The 14,310-nt window shown below is 61.4% G+C and carries 17 protein-coding genes, 1 tRNA gene and 1 pseudogene; 8 read left to right on the top strand and 11 right to left on the bottom strand.

Features of this window, described 5'->3' with window-relative positions:
* The first annotated feature begins 18 nt into the window (after positions 1–18).
* The 3 genes from NKH67_RS29575 (at position 19) to NKH67_RS29585 (ending at position 1,231) form a co-directional block, all read left to right on the top strand.
* A complete protein-coding gene (locus NKH67_RS29575; protein ID WP_352470150.1) occupies positions 19–648 on the top strand; it encodes a Maf-like protein in 630 nt (209 codons plus the stop codon).
* Positions 645–836 (top strand): DNA gyrase inhibitor YacG, encoded by a 192-nt coding sequence (gene yacG / locus NKH67_RS29580; RefSeq protein ID WP_352470149.1) that lies wholly within the window; start codon positions 645–647, stop codon positions 834–836. The genes NKH67_RS29575 and yacG overlap by 4 nt, the downstream gene beginning before the upstream one ends.
* 319 nt (positions 837–1,155) lie before the next feature.
* Positions 1,156–1,231: transfer RNA gene (locus NKH67_RS29585), tRNA-Phe, on the top strand.
* Between the two features lie 191 nt (positions 1,232–1,422).
* Here NKH67_RS29585 and ggt (NKH67_RS29590) read toward each other — a convergent pair.
* The 8 genes from ggt (NKH67_RS29590) to NKH67_RS29625 all read right to left on the bottom strand — a co-directional run bounded on the left by ggt (NKH67_RS29590) (position 1,423) and on the right by NKH67_RS29625 (position 8,290).
* Positions 1,423–3,015: a gamma-glutamyltransferase gene (gene ggt, locus NKH67_RS29590; RefSeq protein ID WP_353032414.1), complete on the bottom strand. Its 1,593-nt coding sequence runs from the start codon at positions 3,013–3,015 to the stop codon at positions 1,423–1,425.
* A 21-nt stretch (positions 3,016–3,036) separates the two neighbouring features.
* On the bottom strand, positions 3,037–3,756 hold the full coding sequence (locus NKH67_RS29595; protein WP_352772608.1) for an ABC transporter permease: 720 nt from the start codon (positions 3,754–3,756) through the stop codon (positions 3,037–3,039).
* On the bottom strand, positions 3,753–4,466 hold the full coding sequence (locus tag NKH67_RS29600) for an ABC transporter permease (protein ID WP_353032416.1): 714 nt from the start codon (positions 4,464–4,466) through the stop codon (positions 3,753–3,755). Before NKH67_RS29600 ends, NKH67_RS29595 begins: the two co-directional genes overlap by 4 nt.
* Positions 4,467–4,580: 114 nt before the next feature.
* Positions 4,581–5,426: a transporter substrate-binding domain-containing protein gene (locus tag NKH67_RS29605; protein ID WP_352470146.1), complete on the bottom strand. Its 846-nt coding sequence runs from the start codon at positions 5,424–5,426 to the stop codon at positions 4,581–4,583.
* 86 nt (positions 5,427–5,512) lie between these two features.
* The gene (locus NKH67_RS29610) at positions 5,513–6,184 is read right to left on the bottom strand and encodes a GntR family transcriptional regulator (RefSeq protein WP_352470145.1); all 672 of its coding nucleotides are present in this window, start codon (positions 6,182–6,184) and stop codon (positions 5,513–5,515) included.
* Between the two features lie 513 nt (positions 6,185–6,697).
* A complete protein-coding gene (locus NKH67_RS29615) occupies positions 6,698–7,093 on the bottom strand; it encodes a VanZ family protein (protein WP_353032418.1) in 396 nt (131 codons plus the stop codon).
* A gap of 636 nt (positions 7,094–7,729) precedes the next feature.
* Positions 7,730–7,996, bottom strand: a complete 267-nt coding sequence (locus tag NKH67_RS29620; protein ID WP_352501726.1) for a DUF6894 family protein — start codon at positions 7,994–7,996, stop codon at positions 7,730–7,732.
* A 102-nt stretch (positions 7,997–8,098) separates the two neighbouring features.
* Complete coding sequence (locus tag NKH67_RS29625) at positions 8,099–8,290, bottom strand: DUF3606 domain-containing protein (RefSeq protein WP_023719459.1); 192 nt, start codon at positions 8,288–8,290, stop codon at positions 8,099–8,101.
* A 422-nt stretch (positions 8,291–8,712) separates the two neighbouring features.
* Here NKH67_RS29625 and NKH67_RS29630 point away from each other — a divergent pair, with 422 nt between their 5' ends.
* The 3 genes from NKH67_RS29630 to NKH67_RS29640 all read left to right on the top strand — a co-directional run bounded on the left by NKH67_RS29630 (position 8,713) and on the right by NKH67_RS29640 (position 10,124).
* Entirely contained in the window at positions 8,713–9,012 is a 300-nt protein-coding gene (locus NKH67_RS29630; RefSeq protein WP_352470142.1) for a DUF1236 domain-containing protein, read from the top strand.
* 139 nt (positions 9,013–9,151) lie between these two features.
* Positions 9,152–9,601, top strand: coding sequence for a hypothetical protein (locus NKH67_RS29635; RefSeq protein ID WP_353032420.1), 450 nt, complete (start codon positions 9,152–9,154; stop codon positions 9,599–9,601).
* Between the two features lie 181 nt (positions 9,602–9,782).
* Positions 9,783–10,124, top strand: a complete 342-nt coding sequence (locus NKH67_RS29640; protein ID WP_292663955.1) for a hypothetical protein — start codon at positions 9,783–9,785, stop codon at positions 10,122–10,124.
* A gap of 64 nt (positions 10,125–10,188) precedes the next feature.
* On the opposite strand, the gene ggt (NKH67_RS29645) is transcribed toward NKH67_RS29640, so the two are convergent.
* Together ggt (NKH67_RS29645) and NKH67_RS29650 are read right to left on the bottom strand one after the other, a co-directional pair.
* Positions 10,189–11,925 carry a gamma-glutamyltransferase gene (gene ggt, locus NKH67_RS29645; RefSeq protein ID WP_353032422.1) on the bottom strand — a complete coding sequence of 579 codons (1,737 nt, stop codon included), beginning with the start codon at positions 11,923–11,925 and terminating at the stop codon, positions 10,189–10,191.
* A 382-nt stretch (positions 11,926–12,307) separates the two neighbouring features.
* Positions 12,308–12,448: pseudogene (locus NKH67_RS29650) on the bottom strand (sugar isomerase); the annotation flags it as partial.
* A 26-nt stretch (positions 12,449–12,474) separates the two neighbouring features.
* Here NKH67_RS29650 and NKH67_RS29655 point away from each other — a divergent pair.
* Both NKH67_RS29655 and NKH67_RS29660 read left to right on the top strand, forming a co-directional pair.
* Entirely contained in the window at positions 12,475–12,609 is a 135-nt protein-coding gene (locus NKH67_RS29655; protein WP_352470139.1) for a hypothetical protein, read from the top strand.
* Positions 12,606–12,851 (top strand): hypothetical protein, encoded by a 246-nt coding sequence (locus tag NKH67_RS29660; RefSeq protein ID WP_352813658.1) that lies wholly within the window; start codon positions 12,606–12,608, stop codon positions 12,849–12,851. Before NKH67_RS29655 ends, NKH67_RS29660 begins: the two co-directional genes overlap by 4 nt.
* Positions 12,852–12,918: 67 nt before the next feature.
* Here the strand turns inward: NKH67_RS29660 and rhaI are convergent, their stop codons facing one another.
* Positions 12,919–14,211: an L-rhamnose catabolism isomerase gene (rhaI, locus tag NKH67_RS29665; RefSeq protein WP_352470137.1), complete on the bottom strand. Its 1,293-nt coding sequence runs from the start codon at positions 14,209–14,211 to the stop codon at positions 12,919–12,921.
* Positions 14,212–14,310: the final 99 nt, after the last annotated feature.

Here is a 14,310-nt window from a genome sequence, read left to right on the forward strand (position 1 = left end):
GACCCGGCCGGGATCGCGATGGGCATTTTGCAGAAGCTCGTGCTTGCCTCGGGTTCGCCACGCCGGATCGAGCTGCTGCAGCAGGCCGGCATCGAGCCGGACCGTGTGCTGCCGGCTGATGTCGACGAGACGCCGCTGCGCGCCGAGCACCCGCGCTCGCTGGCCAAGCGCCTGGCGACGCAGAAGGCCGAGAAAGCGCTGGCCTCGCTGAAAACCGAGACGGACTACGCGCCGAGCTTCGTGCTGGCGGCCGACACGGTGGTGGCCGTCGGGCGACGCATCCTGCCCAAGGCCGAGACGCTCGACGACGCCGCCAACTGCCTTGGGCTTTTGTCCGGCCGTTCGCACCGCGTCTATTCCGGCATCTGCCTGATCACACCTGGCGGCAAGCAGCGCTTGCGGCTGGTCGAGACCAGGGTGCGCTTCAAGCGGCTGCCGCGCGAGGAGATCGAGGCCTACATCGCGTCGGGAGAATGGCGCGGCAAGGCCGGCGGCTATGGCGTCCAGGGGCTTGCCGGCGCCTTCGTCGTCAAGCTTGTCGGCTCCTACACCAACGTCGTCGGCCTGCCACTCTACGAGACGGTAGCGCTTTTGAGCGGCGAAGGGTTTAAGGTGCACGCCAACTGGCTGTCGGGTGCGCGGATATGAGCCCGGACGACAAGGTCACGCCGTTGCGGCCCAAGCGGCCCTGCCCCGAATGCGGCAAGCCATCGGCGCGCGAAACCTACCCGTTCTGCTCGACGCGCTGCAAGGACATCGACCTCAACCGCTGGCTGAAGGGGGTCTACGTCATCCCGGGCCGCGACGACGAGGATCAGAACGACGACCAGAAATAGCACCGTCCACCTGCGGTTTTCCACAGGCTTGGGACGGTTTCGCAGCCGCGATCGTGACCGATGATCGGCCTTGCGGACTGCCTGTCGTTTCCCGCCTGAAATCAATGTCCAGAACTTGTTCCATCCGGACACTGTCGGACGGAACAGGTTCTGGCGTTTTGTCTGAGCATGATCTTTTCCGAAAACCGGATTCCACTTTTCGGGATCATGCTCTAAGCGCTGGACAGGCCGGATTCCCGTGCTATAACCCACGCGCTTTCAAGGGGTGCCGACGGCGCTTTCATGAACCCGGTGTGCAGATTGCCGCCCGCCGGAGCAGGCCCAGATAGCTCAGTTGGTAGAGCAGCGGACTGAAAATCCGCGTGTCGGTGGTTCGAATCCGCCTCTGGGCACCATCCCCTCCCTTGTCCAACCCGGAGACATGGGTAACAGATTGTACTTAAGACATGGGTGACAACCTCGTGCCGAACGGGTTCTCGATGGTCTGCAAGAATTATCGGGACCATGGCGCCAGCGGCTCCTGCTCGGCCAAATGTCGATGGAGAGCATCTTCGGCATCTTGCATCTCGCTCTGGCCATAACCGCTCTACAGACCGAGGGCGCAGCCGTCCTTGCGCGGTTCAGAACCGCCCAGCAGGGTCCCGTTTGCCCAATCGATGCGAATGGCCTGCGCACCGCCGATCGGGTCCGTGGCGGGAATGATTTCGAAACCGCGTCGGCTAAGTTCAGCTACGGTTTCGCCAGCGAGCCCGTGTTCGGCCTGGACGTTCATGGTGCCGCTGACGGGGGCGACCCGCGGCAGATCAATCGCCTCCTGCAGATCCATCCCGAAATCGAGCACCTTCGTCAGCAGGTGCGCGTGGCCCATTGCCTGGTAGTAGCCGCCCATAACGCCGAAAGGCATTTCGGCCCGGCCGTCTCTCGCAAGCATCCCGGGTATGATGGTATGCAAAGGTCGCTTGTTCGGCGCCACTGCATTGGGGTGCCTGGGGTCAAGCGAAAAGCTTTGCCCGCGATTGTGCAAGACGACACCGGAGCGTGGCGAGACCAGGCCCGAGCCAAAGCTGTCGAAGACCGAGTTGATGAAACTGACCGCATTGCGGTCCTTATCGACAACGGAAATATAGACCGTGTCGCTGTGCAGCGGCATATCAAACGCCGGCAGGTCCGCGCGGGCGCGCTTTAGGTCAATCATGCCGGCCAGACGATCGGCCCAGGCATTCGACAACATGTCGGCCACCGGGACCTCGGAAGTGTCGGGATCGGCGACGAGCAGGTCACGCGCGGCGTAAGCGAGGCGTGTTGCTTCGATTTCCAGGTGAAGCCGGTCCGCGGATTGCGGGTCGCCGTGCGCTTCGAAGCGCGACAGGATGTTTAGAATGAGCAGCGCGATCACACCCTGGCCATTCGGCGGACATTCGAACACATCGCAGCCTCGGAACGCCGTGCTGATCGGGGTCACGTATTCGCCTGTTGCCGAGGCGAAATCTTCAAGTGTGTGCAATCCGCCGAGCCCACGAAGATAGGCGACCATGTCGTCGGCCACAGGGCCAGTATAGAAGGCCTCTCGTCCCTTCTTGGCGATCAGCCGCAGCGTTGCAGCCAACTCAGGCTGGCGATGCACTTCGCCAACACGTGGCGCGCGGCCGTTTGGCAGGAAAATCCGTTTCGCGGCTACATCGGAGGCCAGAAGTTCTTCTTCCAACGCCCAGTCACGATGGACCCGCGGTGAAATGGCGTAGCCTTCCTCGGCGAAACGTATAGCGGGGGCCAGGATTTGATCGAAGCGCATATGTCCATGATCAGCGTGCAATCTGGTCCAGGCATCGATGGCTCCCGGGATGGTGACGGAGCCGGGAGAATTGCGGGCCACCTCGGCCATGCCACGTTCGAGGAACCAGTCAATTGTCAGGGCGGCGGGTGTCCTGCCCGATCCGTTGTAGGCGATGACCTCGCCGGATCCGTTTCGCGACAGAAGAGCGAAGCAGTCGCCTCCAATGCCGGTCGAGGCTGGCTCGACGACACATTGCACCGCGCAGGCTGCGATGGCGGCATCCATGGCGTTGCCGCCGGCCGCCACGATCTCCACCGCCGTCAGGGTCGCCGACGGATGAGAGGTGGCGGCCATGGCCTCGCGTGAAACGACGACCGAGCGCGTTGGTTTCTCAAAATTTCGCATGCTATGCCCTTCTGATCGTGCTCAAGAGGCGGCGTCGCTCATCGTCGAGGGGCGGTGCCGCAGATGCCGCGACATCCAGTATTCGAGTGCCGCCAAGGCACGGATGATCGCGAAGTTCAAAGCGAGATAAATGGCGCCCGCGCAAATGAAGACTTCAAAGGCGCGGTAGGTCTGGGAGATCAATCCCTGGGCAATTCCAGTCACCTCCATCAAGGTCACGATGGAAGCCAGAGACGTGCCCTTGATCATCAGGATGATTTCATTGCCGTAACTCGGCAGCGCCTGGCGAAAGGCCAGCGGCAGGATAACGTGCCGATAGGTCAAACAGGTGGACAGGCCGACAGACCGCGCCGCCTCGACAAGGCCGCGTGGCACCGATTGAATCGCGCCGCGGAGGATTTCGCTGCCATAGGCGGTGGTGTTGAGGGTCAGCGCGATGATTGCGCACCAGTAGGGTTCGCGGAAAACGGTCCATAATCCAATTGCCGACAGTTGGTGCCGGAACTGACCAAGGCCATAATAGGTCAGAAAAATCTGCACCAGCAGAGGCGTGCCCCTGAACACGGCAACGAAGCCACGGATCGGCAAGACGACGAAGGGCGATTCCGATTGCTGGGCAAGCGCCAATGTGACGGCAAGAACGAAGCCGGCAACGATGGAAGTCAGGGCCAGTTCCACCGTGAGCGGCAGGCCGGCGAGTAGCTTCGGCAGGATTTCGAGGAAAAAACTGAAATCTATCATGCCGACCGGACGCGCCACGGCGCCTTCCGTTCCAGACGGTAAAAGGCGTGGCCCGTGACGGAAGCGATAGCCAGATAGAGCAAGGCTGCAGCAATGTAGAAGATGAACGGTTCACGGGTCGAACCTGCAGCGATCTGCGCCTGGCGCATCAGTTCAACGAGGCCGATTACCGATATCAGCGAGGAGTCCTTCAGAACCAACTGCCACACATTGCCGAGACCTGGCAGCGCGTATCTCAGGAGCTGGGGAAAAATAACCTGTCGCAGCCGCTGCAGCCGGTTGAGACCAAGCGCGCAAGCGGCATCGTGCTGTCCCTGGTTGATGGCGACGTAAGCCCCTCGATAGACCTCGGCTTGATAGGCGCCCGAGATGATCGCGATCGCCAAGGTTCCGGTGGCAAAGGCCGGAACGCCGACGAATCCGGACCCGCCCAGGCTATGACCAAGCGAGGTCAGGGCGACGCTACCTCCATAGTAAAGCAGATAAATGGTCAGAAGGTCGGGCACGCCCCTGAAAACCGTGCAATAGCCAAGGGCCAAGAACCTCAATATTTTGGAGTTGCGGAGACGCCCGGCCGCTGCCAGACCGCCAAATACAGCGCCAAGCGCAAAGCCCAGCACAGACAGGAGCACTGTGACCGAGGCCGCCATGAGAAGAGCAGCCCCCCAACCTCCGTGCTGGAAACCAAGCAGCCGGAATGCGTCAACCATTGATACCCCCGGCATTGATACCCCCGGCATTGATGCCCCCGGCATTGATGCCCCGGCAGGACGAACGGCTCAGCTCCGGAACGTGGTCAGGAATGGCCGTTCGCCGGCAAGCGCTTACTTGACTGGAGTAACGTCGCTCTTGAGCCATTTAAGCGACAGAGTTTTGATCGTGCCGTCGGCGGTCGCGGCGTCGATGGCGCCGTTGAGCATGTCTTTCAGCTTGGTGTCCTCTTTGCGGATGCCGGCCCCTGAGCCAAGACCGAAGAGGCCCCCGACAAATCCTGGTCCTGCAAGCGTATAGTCGCTGAACTCCGGCTTGCTCAGCGTGGCGGCCAGCGCTGTCTGTTGCGCGAAGAGCGCGTCGATGCGACCCGCGGCAAGATCGAGATCGTGTTGCTCGGTGGTCTTGTATTCGCGAATCTCGGCGACGTCCGAGAAGTATTTTTTCAGGAATTCCAGGTTCGCCGTTGCAGCCTGAACTCCAATGATCTTTCCCTTCAGCAATGGCTTGAGCTTGTCGATTGCCGCCTGCGAAGTGGCTTCATTGTCCAGCTTGAACCGCTCGTTGGAAATGCCGAGCTTGCCCAGTTCGCTATCCTTGGCGACCGCGAAACCTGAGGGGTCAACCGCATATGGCTGGGTAAAATCAATGACCTTCAGACGTTTTTCAGTGATGAACATGCTCGCCATGATCACGTCGAACTTGCCGACGGTCAGCGCGGGGATCATGCCGTCCCAGTCCTGTGCGACGATCTTGCACTCGATCTTCATTCGCCCGCACAGATCATTGGCGAGATCGACTTCGAAGCCGTCCAGCTTGCCGTCGGCTGTTGTGAAATTCCAGGGCGCGTAGGCTCCTTCGGTGGCAATGGTAATTGCCTTTGGTGTTTCTTGTGCAACGGCGGCCTGGACCAGGCCGAACAGGACCGACGCAATGGCTGCGATGCGGCTAATTTTCATGTCATTCTCCTCTTTTTTGCCGGTACGGCAGTTCCCTTTCGTCATGCCGGATTATCTTCCGGCTTCAATGAGTTAGATGGTATTCCCTAGCGGCGGCCGGGACTTGCGAAGTTGGCCAGAAGCGGCGCTGTCTCGACGATATGATCCCGCATGACGATCTCAGCCTTGCCGGCATCACCTGACCGCAGCACGTCGATCAGGATCTCGTGCTCGGCACGCGCGCTGGCGGGTTTGTCGACATAGTCGAACCAGATGCGCAGGTAGGGCTCGATCACGACGTGCAGGCTGGCAATCTGCCGGACGAGTTTGGGTCGGTTGCTCAGTTGGCAAATCTGCAAATGGAAGGCCTGATGGCGCACGACCCAGTCGCTGCTGCCGGTCTGGCTGGCGCGCTCCATGCGGTCCAGCTGGCGTTCCAGTTCTTCAAGCACTTCGGCATCGATGTGCGGCATGGCAAGCCTCACCGCCAGCCCTTCGAGCACCGAGCGTATTTCAAAGGTTTCGTAGATCTCATCGAGGGTAAGCCCGGCGACGATGCAGCCACGGTTCGGGCGAATGACCACAAGACCTTCCGCGGCCAGTTGGCGGAATGCTTCGCGAACCGGCATGCGGCTCATGCCGATTTCCGTCGCGATCTCTTCCGGGATCAGCCGGTCCCCGGCCCGGTAACGCCCCATCCTCAGGGCCCGCTGAATGTGGCGATAAGCCTCCTCCTCGGCGGTCGTGATGCCCAACGGCTCGATTGCGTCAGCTGCCATGTCCCTGGTCCGATCAGAGCGTATCTGTGTATCCACTTATCCAGTTAATCGAAACCTGTGTCAAGCACCGATGCTTGGGCGCTTTAGAATTTCTCTTGTGAGAATAAGCACTTGGCAGGGGAAATCGGGCTAAGCACACCGTGATCGGCTAAGCCGCTGATCGGCCTACTTTTCAACGTCCGGCAAAAAGGCCCGCCGCTCCATTTGCGAAGCGGCGAGGCCCCATATTCGGGGACGATTGCCGGGATTTCCCGGCATTGCCTGCAGTGCAATTCAGGTGCCAGATTTGTTGATCCAAAACGGGTCACCGCACCGGAGGCGCCAACGCGGACCTTCCGCGATCACGCTACTGCCGCGCTTTGCCGTTCCTGCTATGTTACTTTGCGGCGGACGTAATTTTTCCGCCTGGCCGGCGCCCCATCAGGCAACTTACCCCAACGCGCCCCCCAGTGGCGCCGGCCAATTTCCCCTTATTGGGGCACGGGCGCGCCGATTCCGTTATGCGCTTTAGAGCTATGGCAATCCGCCGGCGAGCCGCCTTGTCCAGCCTGCAACCATCAGTCCGCACGCGATTCCCGCGCAGTCGGCCACCCAGTCGAATAAATCCGGGTCGCGCCCTATCAGTTGCACGGCTTGAAGCCCCTCGATCGCCGCGCCCGTGAGAACGAGGAGTACGATCAGCTTCGCCTTGCGTTCCGGCCAGCCGAGACTTCCGAGAGCCGCCAGGACGACGAAGGCGGCGGCGTGATTGAGCTTGTCGTGATCAAACGTGAAAGCCAGGCCAAGGCCCCGCAGGACTTGCTCCGGCAAAAGGGCGAACAGCAGAACGCCGGCAAACGCGGCCGTAAAGGCAAACCTTGCCACGATCTGATAAGAATCCAGGCGCGACAAGGATAGAATGCCTTTCATCCGAAATCTGCAGGGAATACCGCCGGCCGCCATAGTCGCGAGCGAGCGCGGTGTCCAATTTCCGCCGTCGGGGCGTCCGATGCATCGTCAGAATGAATGAATGCCGCGGGTCAGCCGCTGGGCAGACCGAACTGCTGGGAGGGCTCTGCAATGGTGCGGCTTCCGCGATCACGCAATTACCTGCTGCGCCGGCGCGGCTACAATCTGGCTGCGGCGGACCTGATTTCCGCTTGGCCGGCGCTGCGTCAGGGCACCTTACCCCATGCCACACGAAGCGGCGCCGGCCAGAATTTCATCGATTGCGTGATGACCGACCCGCGTCAAAAAGCCCGCCGCCCTGTCGGACGACGGGCTCCGTTGCCTGGGCGCCAGGGCGCCGCGGTAGCGACAGATACTACTAATGCTCCCGCAGGCCTCCAATATGCTGCTGCCGAACGGCGTTGCGCATCGGCTAAACAAACGAAGCCCGCGCCTCTGGCGGAGGGCGCGGGCCGATCGGGTTGCACCCGATCTGCAGCAGAAACCTGGGAGGTTCCCGCTGCTTAAGATAACAATTAGAGATTTCTAATGTTCCGCGCCAGGGGAAGATGCCGCTGCACCAGAAATCTGATGGTCGGCGCGATGATGATCGAGCCGTCAGTTCGTGCGCAAGTCGATCCGGAAAATCCGCTCGTCGAAGTGCCGCGTTTCAACGGCAAAGGTCAAAGCCACTTCAAGGACCAGACCGCCACGGTCGTCCCGGACCTTGACTGCAATCCTGCGATGAGGAAGGCCATCCCTGGCCATCTCGGCTAACGTGCGAAGGGCTTCTTTCCTGACCAGCGGGAGATCGTCATATAACGTTCCCTGATCGTCGGAATAGACAATTCCGTCTTCATCGGAATCGAAGAAGTAGCGGGGCATTGCGCTTGGCCGAAGCGGCGGCATCCGGGCACGTTGTCGATAGCTGGCCGGATCTCGGCCGATCGCGATCAGTGCCTTTCCACCGTTGGCTTCGCCGCCAGCTCACTTGCGCTCGCGCAATGCCTTCACCGCCTGCGAGAGGATCATCCGGTCGCCGCCGGTCCTTTTGATCAGCTTGCTCACCTGGCTGGGCGAAACACCATTTTCCCGCGCGAAATATTCGACCTCATAATATTCATCCGCCGAAACGCGATTGCGGTCGCTGAAGTCTCGCTTGCTCTTGTCATCGGCCATTTCCGCTCTCCTCGCCCCTTCTCTTCGCTTCAGGGGTCAACTTTGGTGCACGCAGCAATTTGAGGGTTCGCCCGCCACAAAGTGACGCGCGAACCCTTATCGGCGCAGGAAGGGACAGTGCTGCGCAGATGCCGGGTTCGATCGGAATGGAAACAGCCAGGACCGGTGCGAGCAACCGTCGACCTTTTCCATGGAAATCCTCCCGGAACGTGCAGCCAGCAACGGCCACGCGCCGCCACGGTTCCGGGTCACGCGGCAAACCCACCCTTTGCGCGCAAGGATCAGACTTAGGTCCTGCGGCAACACGTCGGTTGGTCCCTGCCGGGCGGGACCGAAGCCCCGTCGACGGAACGTTTTCAGCTGCCTTCCGTTCGAGTGAGCCTTGGCGTGAAGAGCGGACCGAGTTCGCAAAGGAGACGACCATGAGAATGCATCTTTCCACCGCGGTGGCGGGATTTTTGCTGCTGGCAGGCATCGGCGCCGCTGCGGCGCAAGACGTTGTCATCGAACCGCAGCAGGAAACGATCATCAAGGAGTATGTGAAAAAGCAGCCGCTGGCCTCGGTGAAAATCCCTGGGGTGGAGCTCAATATCGGCTCGACGCTCCCCGATACCGTCGAGCTTCATGAAGTCCCCAACGTCAAATACCGCTATGTCGTCGTCGACAACCGCACCGTCGTCGTCGACCCAGGCACGCGCAAGATCGTCAAGATCATCGAGTGACGTGAAAGCTCGGGCAGTCGTCGCCCACCGCTCGGAAATGAGCGGCGGGCGACGTATGCGTTAGGCGGTTCCTCGGCGTCGTCGCTCAGCAGGAACCCGCCGCACCGTCGAGGGCCGGGGGGCCTCACAGGCAGTTTCAATGCGAACAGTCAGCAGACTTTTTGATTCCCATGACCAGGCGGCGCGAGCCGTCGAAGCACTTCAGGCGGCAGGAATTGCGCGCCACCAGATCAGTATCATCGGACCCTACGACGACGAAATCGGCGCCGTCTTGCGCGGTCCAGGCACCGGTGCCGCCCTCGGCGCGGCGGCGGGTTTGTTGGCCGGCCTCGGCGCCTTCGATATCCCCGGCATCGATCCGCTCGGCGCGGGATGGCTGGCATCGGTCCTCGTCGGTGCAGTCTTGGGCTGCGTTGCCGGCAGACTTTTCGGCGCATTGTCCGATATCGGCAAGCTGCCAGGCAAGCCGGATGCCGCACAAGGTGTGATCCTGCTGCTGGCGCATGTCGATGAAAGGCAGGCAGACAGCGCACAGGCGGTGCTTGGGGCTTCCGTTCAGGCAACGCAGTCCTTGGCCAGGGCGGCATGAAGGTTCAGCTCGGGCAAAGCGCTTGACCAGGCCGCGCAGCGGGGCGGCGATCCAATCGCGAATTCAAAAATCTCTGGCAAGCCGCCGCCAGAAAGTGTTGAACACCGTGCCGATCACATTCGGCGAGCGGTTGCGCTCGGCGAGGCTTGATGATTTGCTGTCGGTTTGCGGAGAACGAATAATGCATGAGCCTGTCGGTCAAGACGAATATGGGTCGACCAGCCCGTTCGATCCGGACGATCTATCGAGGTTGAACGCAATCGGCCCGAGCGCCGGCAGCAACGATTTCGAAAAATACGCAGTCGCCGTGATCATCGTGTTCGGCGCCCTGATCATCGGTGGCCTGATGGCTGCCGGCTTGAGCTTCGGGCGCCGCAGCACCTTCTTTTTCGCGCTTGGTGGCGCCACCGCGGCATGGATATCCGGCAATGCGCTTCTGCTCGACCGGCCACGCATCTACGCCCTGTTCGTCGGCATCGCGGCGCTGATGCTGATAGCGTCGACGATCGCGCTGGTCACCTGATTCAGAGCGAAATCTTATTGTTGACCATGATCTTATCCGAAAAACCGATTCCCACTCTTGGGGTCTAATACCCGATAGCCTTGCCGGATGCGGCGCGGCTGTCGATGGCGCCATTGTAGCGGGCGCCGCCGCCCTTCTCGATTTCCGCCAGGCTCTTGCCGCCGACCAGGATGCCGGCCGCCTGGCCCCAGGTCGTGTCGGCAAGATCGAGGTGGTAGCCCATGCCGGTGAGCAGCTTTTCGGTATCGGGCGACAGGCCGAAAGGTTCGATATAGACCGTGTCAGGCAGCCATTGGTGATGGATGCGCGGTGCGTCGATGGCCTCCTGGATGTTCATACCGTGGTCGACGACGTTGACGATCGCCTCCAGCGTGATGGTGATGATGCGTGAACCGCCGGGGCTGCCGATGACCATGAACGGCTTGCCGTCTTTGGCGAGGATGGTCGGGCTCATCGAGGACAGCGGCGTCTTTTTCGGCGCGATCGCATTCGCCTCGCCCTGGACCAGGCCATAGAGATTGGGCACGCCGGGTTTCTGGGTGAAATCGTCCATCTCGTTGTTGAGCAGGATGCCGGTGCCGGCGGCGACAACGCCGGCGCCGAAAGAGCCGTTCAGCGTGTAGGTTACCGCGACGGCATTGCCATCATTGTCGATGATCGAAAAATGCGTCGTCTCGTTGCTCTCGCCAAAACCCTTCGGCATCAATTCCTGCGAGACGCCGGCCCGGAACGGATCGATCTTTTCGCGAATTTCCCTGGCGTAATTCTTGTCGAGCAGTTTTGCGACCGGATTGTCGATGAAACCGGGATCGCCGAGCGCCGAATTGCGGTCGACATAGGCGTGGCGCATCGCCTCGACCATGACGTGAACCGTCTCGGCCGAACCGGCGCCGAGATAGGACAACGGATAGAACTCAAGCACGTTGAGGATCTCGCAGATGATGACGCCGCCGGAGCTCGGCGGCGGCGAGGAAATGATCTCGTAGCCGCGATAATTGCAGGTCACCGGCTTGAGCTCGCGCACCGCATAGCTTTCGAAATCAGCCCTGGCCAGAATGCCGCCCTTCTCGCCACTCGCCTTGACGATGGCGTCGGCGGTCGCGCCTTTGTAGAAGGCATCCGCCCCGCGTTCGGAAATGGCGGCCAGCGAAGCCGCGAGATCGGGCTGAACAAGGCGCTCGCCGACAGCATAGGGCTTGCCGTCCGGCTTGAGGAAAATGGCCGCCGCCGCTGGGTCCCTTGCCAACCGCTCCGCGCCGCCCTGGAGCGAGGCCGCATCGCCCTGCTCCAGCACGAAGCCTTCCTTGGCAAAGCGGATGGCCGGCGCCAGCAAGTCCTGCCGCGACAGCGTGCCGTATTTCTCCCGCGCCATCTCGAAACCAGCGACCGAGCCCGGCACGCCGACCGCCAGATAGCCGTCGAGACTGGCGCCTTTTACCGGCTTGCCGTCCTTGTCGAGATACATGGTTTTGGTCGCGGCCAGCGGCGCGCGCTCGCGAAAATCGAGGAAGGTCGAGCGGCCGTCCTTGAAGCGGATGGTCATGAAGCCGCCACCGCCGATATTGCCGGCGGTCGGGTAGACCACGGCCAGCGCATAGCCGACGGCGACCGCGGCATCGACCGCGTTTCCGCCCCTCTTCAGCACCTCGACGCCGACCTCAGACGCAAGATGCTGGGCGGTCACCACCATGCCGAGCTCGCCCTTCGCCGGCTGCGGCGAGGCGGCATAGGCGAGGAAGGGTACGAAGGTCAGGGTGAGGGAAAGGCTTACGGCAATCAGCGTCCGGCGGAAATTGTGCATGGCCGTGCTCCGAGGCGTGGGGTAGGCCTAGGAAACGCGCTTGGAGCGGTTGAGTCTACTGCGAAGATCGAAAGAATCGGGAGGGTTCGCACGCCTGTGCCGGTTCGCCTCGCAACCGCCGTTGCAATCTTCGGCGACTGCAACGGCATGGATCCTAGGGTCTCCGCTACGTCGCGGAGACCCTAGGATCCATGCCGTAACTGCTGAGCGCCGCAGCGTTGGTAGCAAGGCCACGCTTCATCGCGGCTCTCAGAATTTTTCAGTTACACAGCAACTTTGTTCTTGCTTTGTGCCGGCAGCTATGCTACTAATTTGGGTGTGGTGCTAATTGGCTCCAACGACCCGCCCTCCCGAGGCGGGTTCTTCATTTTCACCCTCAACATCAAACAATCCCGCCGCCGACGCTCGCCACCGCCGGCCGTTCGGCTGCGACCTTCGCCCGATAGCCCGCGGCCCGGTAGGCGGCGACCGGATCGATGGCGCCGCCGGTCTTCAGCCGCGCCATGGCAAGGATGGGCCGCAGCCACTGAGCATGGTACAGGCGTAAGCATGGCTGATCCGAAGCAATCCCAGATCCACAACTTCAAGGACGTAGCCCGCGGGCCTGAACGCGACGACGAGAAGCCCTTGGGCGAGCGGCTCAAGAAGCTGGTGAAGTACAAGCCGACAGAGAATCTGACGTGACCGACGAGCAGTTGGTTTTGGTAGCGATCCCATCGCTTGTGGCGGTTCTGCTCAATCGCGAACAGCAAAAGGGCTCGCCTTTGACTGAGGACGAAGTCGTGGCGATCAGGGACAGCGCCGCATGCATGGCGATGCCATACGACGTCGCCGCGCAGGTGGCGGAGAAGCGCGGCTATGATGACATCAGGCTTGAGAATGCTTGGGAAGACTGGAATGCGGTCCGCCCAAGCCTAGGCTTATAAACGCAACAATCGCGATTGATTCGCACCGACGACCCGCCTTAGGCGGGTTTTCGTTTTTCAGCCAATATCAAACAATCCCGCCGCCGACGCTCGCCACCGCCGGCCGTTCGGCTGCGACCTTCGCCCGGTAGCCGGCGGCGCGGTAGGCGGCGACCGGATCGATGGCGCCGCCGGTCTTCAGCCGCGCCATGGCAAGGATCGGCTCGACGTCGGTGCGATAGGCTGTCTTCAGCGTCTGCGTCGCCATCAGCGCGTCATTAGCGTCCTGGAAGCCTTCGAGCGCCTTGCGGTCGACCAGCAGCGCCTGCGCATAGGCGCGCTGCACCTCGACCGCCGACAACATCAGGCTTTCTATCGGATCGGTGACGTTATGGCTCTGGTCGAGCATGTGGGCCGGATCGAAACCTTCGGCACCGGCAAGCTCGGCATCGACCAGTTCATTGAAGACGAGGAACAGCCGGTAGGGATCGATCGAGCCGGCGTCGAGATCGTCGTCGCCATATTTCGAATCGTTGAAATGGAAGCCGCCAAGTTTCTTGAACTGGATCAGTCGCGACACGATCATCTCGATGTTGACGTTGGGGGCGTGATGGCCAAGGTCGACCAGACAGAACGCCTTGTCGCCAAGCTCGTTGGCGATGATGTAGTTGGTGCCCCAATCCTGCACGACGGTCGAATAGAAGGCCGGCTCGTACATCTTGTGCTCGGTGAACAGTTTCCAGCCGTCCGGCAGTCCGGCATAGATCTCCTTCATCGCGTCGAGATAGCGCTCGAATGCCTTGGCGAAATTGACCTGGCCGGGAAAGTTCGAGCCGTCACCGATCCATACCGTCAGCGCTTTGGAGCCCAGCGTCCTGCCGATCTCGATGCATTCGAGGTTGTGCTCGACCGCCTGCCGGCGTGTCGCTGCATCGGCATGCGACAGCGAGCCGAATTTATAGGAAAGTTTTTGGTCCCTGGCGTCGGAGAAGGTGTTGGAGTTGATGGCGTCGAAGCCGAGGCCGAAGCGGGATGCCGCCTGCTTCAGCCGGTTCGGATCGGCCTTGTCCCAGGGAATATGCAGCGAGACGGTCGGCGTCGCCTGCGTCAATTGCCGGATGACGGCGCAGTCCTCGATCTTGTCGAAAATGTCACGCGGCTCTCCGGCGCCGGGAAAGCGGGCAAAGCGGGTGCCGCCGGTGCCGACGCCCCAGGACGGGATGGCGACGGCGAATTTCTCGACCTTGTCGCGGATGGCATCGATGGCGATGCCGCGGCGGTCGAGGCGCTCGCCGAGGGACTCGTAGTCGCGCTTGAGATTGGCGTTGCGCGCGGCATTATCTTTCTCGACAACATCGGCGGAGATGATGGTTTCGGACACTAAAGTTTCCTCCCAAATGCGTTCGGTTGGCGCTGCCCCTCAGCCGCCTGCCGGCACCTTCTCCCCGTATGGTGACCGGGAGAAGGGTAAAGCTCCGGC

Source organism: Mesorhizobium sp. M0968 (assembly GCF_040319065.1).
Lineage (GTDB): Bacteria > Pseudomonadota > Alphaproteobacteria > Rhizobiales > Rhizobiaceae > Mesorhizobium.

Excerpts from the sequence above, each read along its gene's own strand:
- NKH67_RS29635 (WP_353032420.1), top strand. The coding sequence starts at position 9,152 with ATGCGAACAGTCAGCAGACTTTTTGATTCCCATGACCAGGCGGCGCGA.
- NKH67_RS29600 (WP_353032416.1), bottom strand. The coding sequence starts at position 4,466 with ATGGTTGACGCATTCCGGCTGCTTGGTTTCCAGCACGGAGGTTGGGGG.
- NKH67_RS29640 (WP_292663955.1), top strand. The coding sequence starts at position 9,783 with ATGCATGAGCCTGTCGGTCAAGACGAATATGGGTCGACCAGCCCGTTC.
- NKH67_RS29625 (WP_023719459.1), bottom strand. The coding sequence starts at position 8,290 with ATGGCCGATGACAAGAGCAAGCGAGACTTCAGCGACCGCAATCGCGTT.
- ggt (WP_353032422.1), bottom strand. The coding sequence starts at position 11,925 with ATGCACAATTTCCGCCGGACGCTGATTGCCGTAAGCCTTTCCCTCACC.
- NKH67_RS29630 (WP_352470142.1), top strand. The coding sequence starts at position 8,713 with ATGAGAATGCATCTTTCCACCGCGGTGGCGGGATTTTTGCTGCTGGCA.
- NKH67_RS29605 (WP_352470146.1), bottom strand. The coding sequence starts at position 5,426 with ATGAAAATTAGCCGCATCGCAGCCATTGCGTCGGTCCTGTTCGGCCTG.
- NKH67_RS29610 (WP_352470145.1), bottom strand. The coding sequence starts at position 6,184 with ATGGCAGCTGACGCAATCGAGCCGTTGGGCATCACGACCGCCGAGGAG.
- NKH67_RS29615 (WP_353032418.1), bottom strand. The coding sequence starts at position 7,093 with ATGAAAGGCATTCTATCCTTGTCGCGCCTGGATTCTTATCAGATCGTG.
- ggt (WP_353032414.1), bottom strand. The coding sequence starts at position 3,015 with ATGCGAAATTTTGAGAAACCAACGCGCTCGGTCGTCGTTTCACGCGAG.
- NKH67_RS29595 (WP_352772608.1), bottom strand. The coding sequence starts at position 3,756 with ATGATAGATTTCAGTTTTTTCCTCGAAATCCTGCCGAAGCTACTCGCC.
- NKH67_RS29655 (WP_352470139.1), top strand. The coding sequence starts at position 12,475 with ATGGCTGATCCGAAGCAATCCCAGATCCACAACTTCAAGGACGTAGCC.
- yacG (WP_352470149.1), top strand. The coding sequence starts at position 645 with ATGAGCCCGGACGACAAGGTCACGCCGTTGCGGCCCAAGCGGCCCTGC.
- NKH67_RS29620 (WP_352501726.1), bottom strand. The coding sequence starts at position 7,996 with ATGCCCCGCTACTTCTTCGATTCCGATGAAGACGGAATTGTCTATTCC.
- NKH67_RS29575 (WP_352470150.1), top strand. The coding sequence starts at position 19 with ATGGGCATTTTGCAGAAGCTCGTGCTTGCCTCGGGTTCGCCACGCCGG.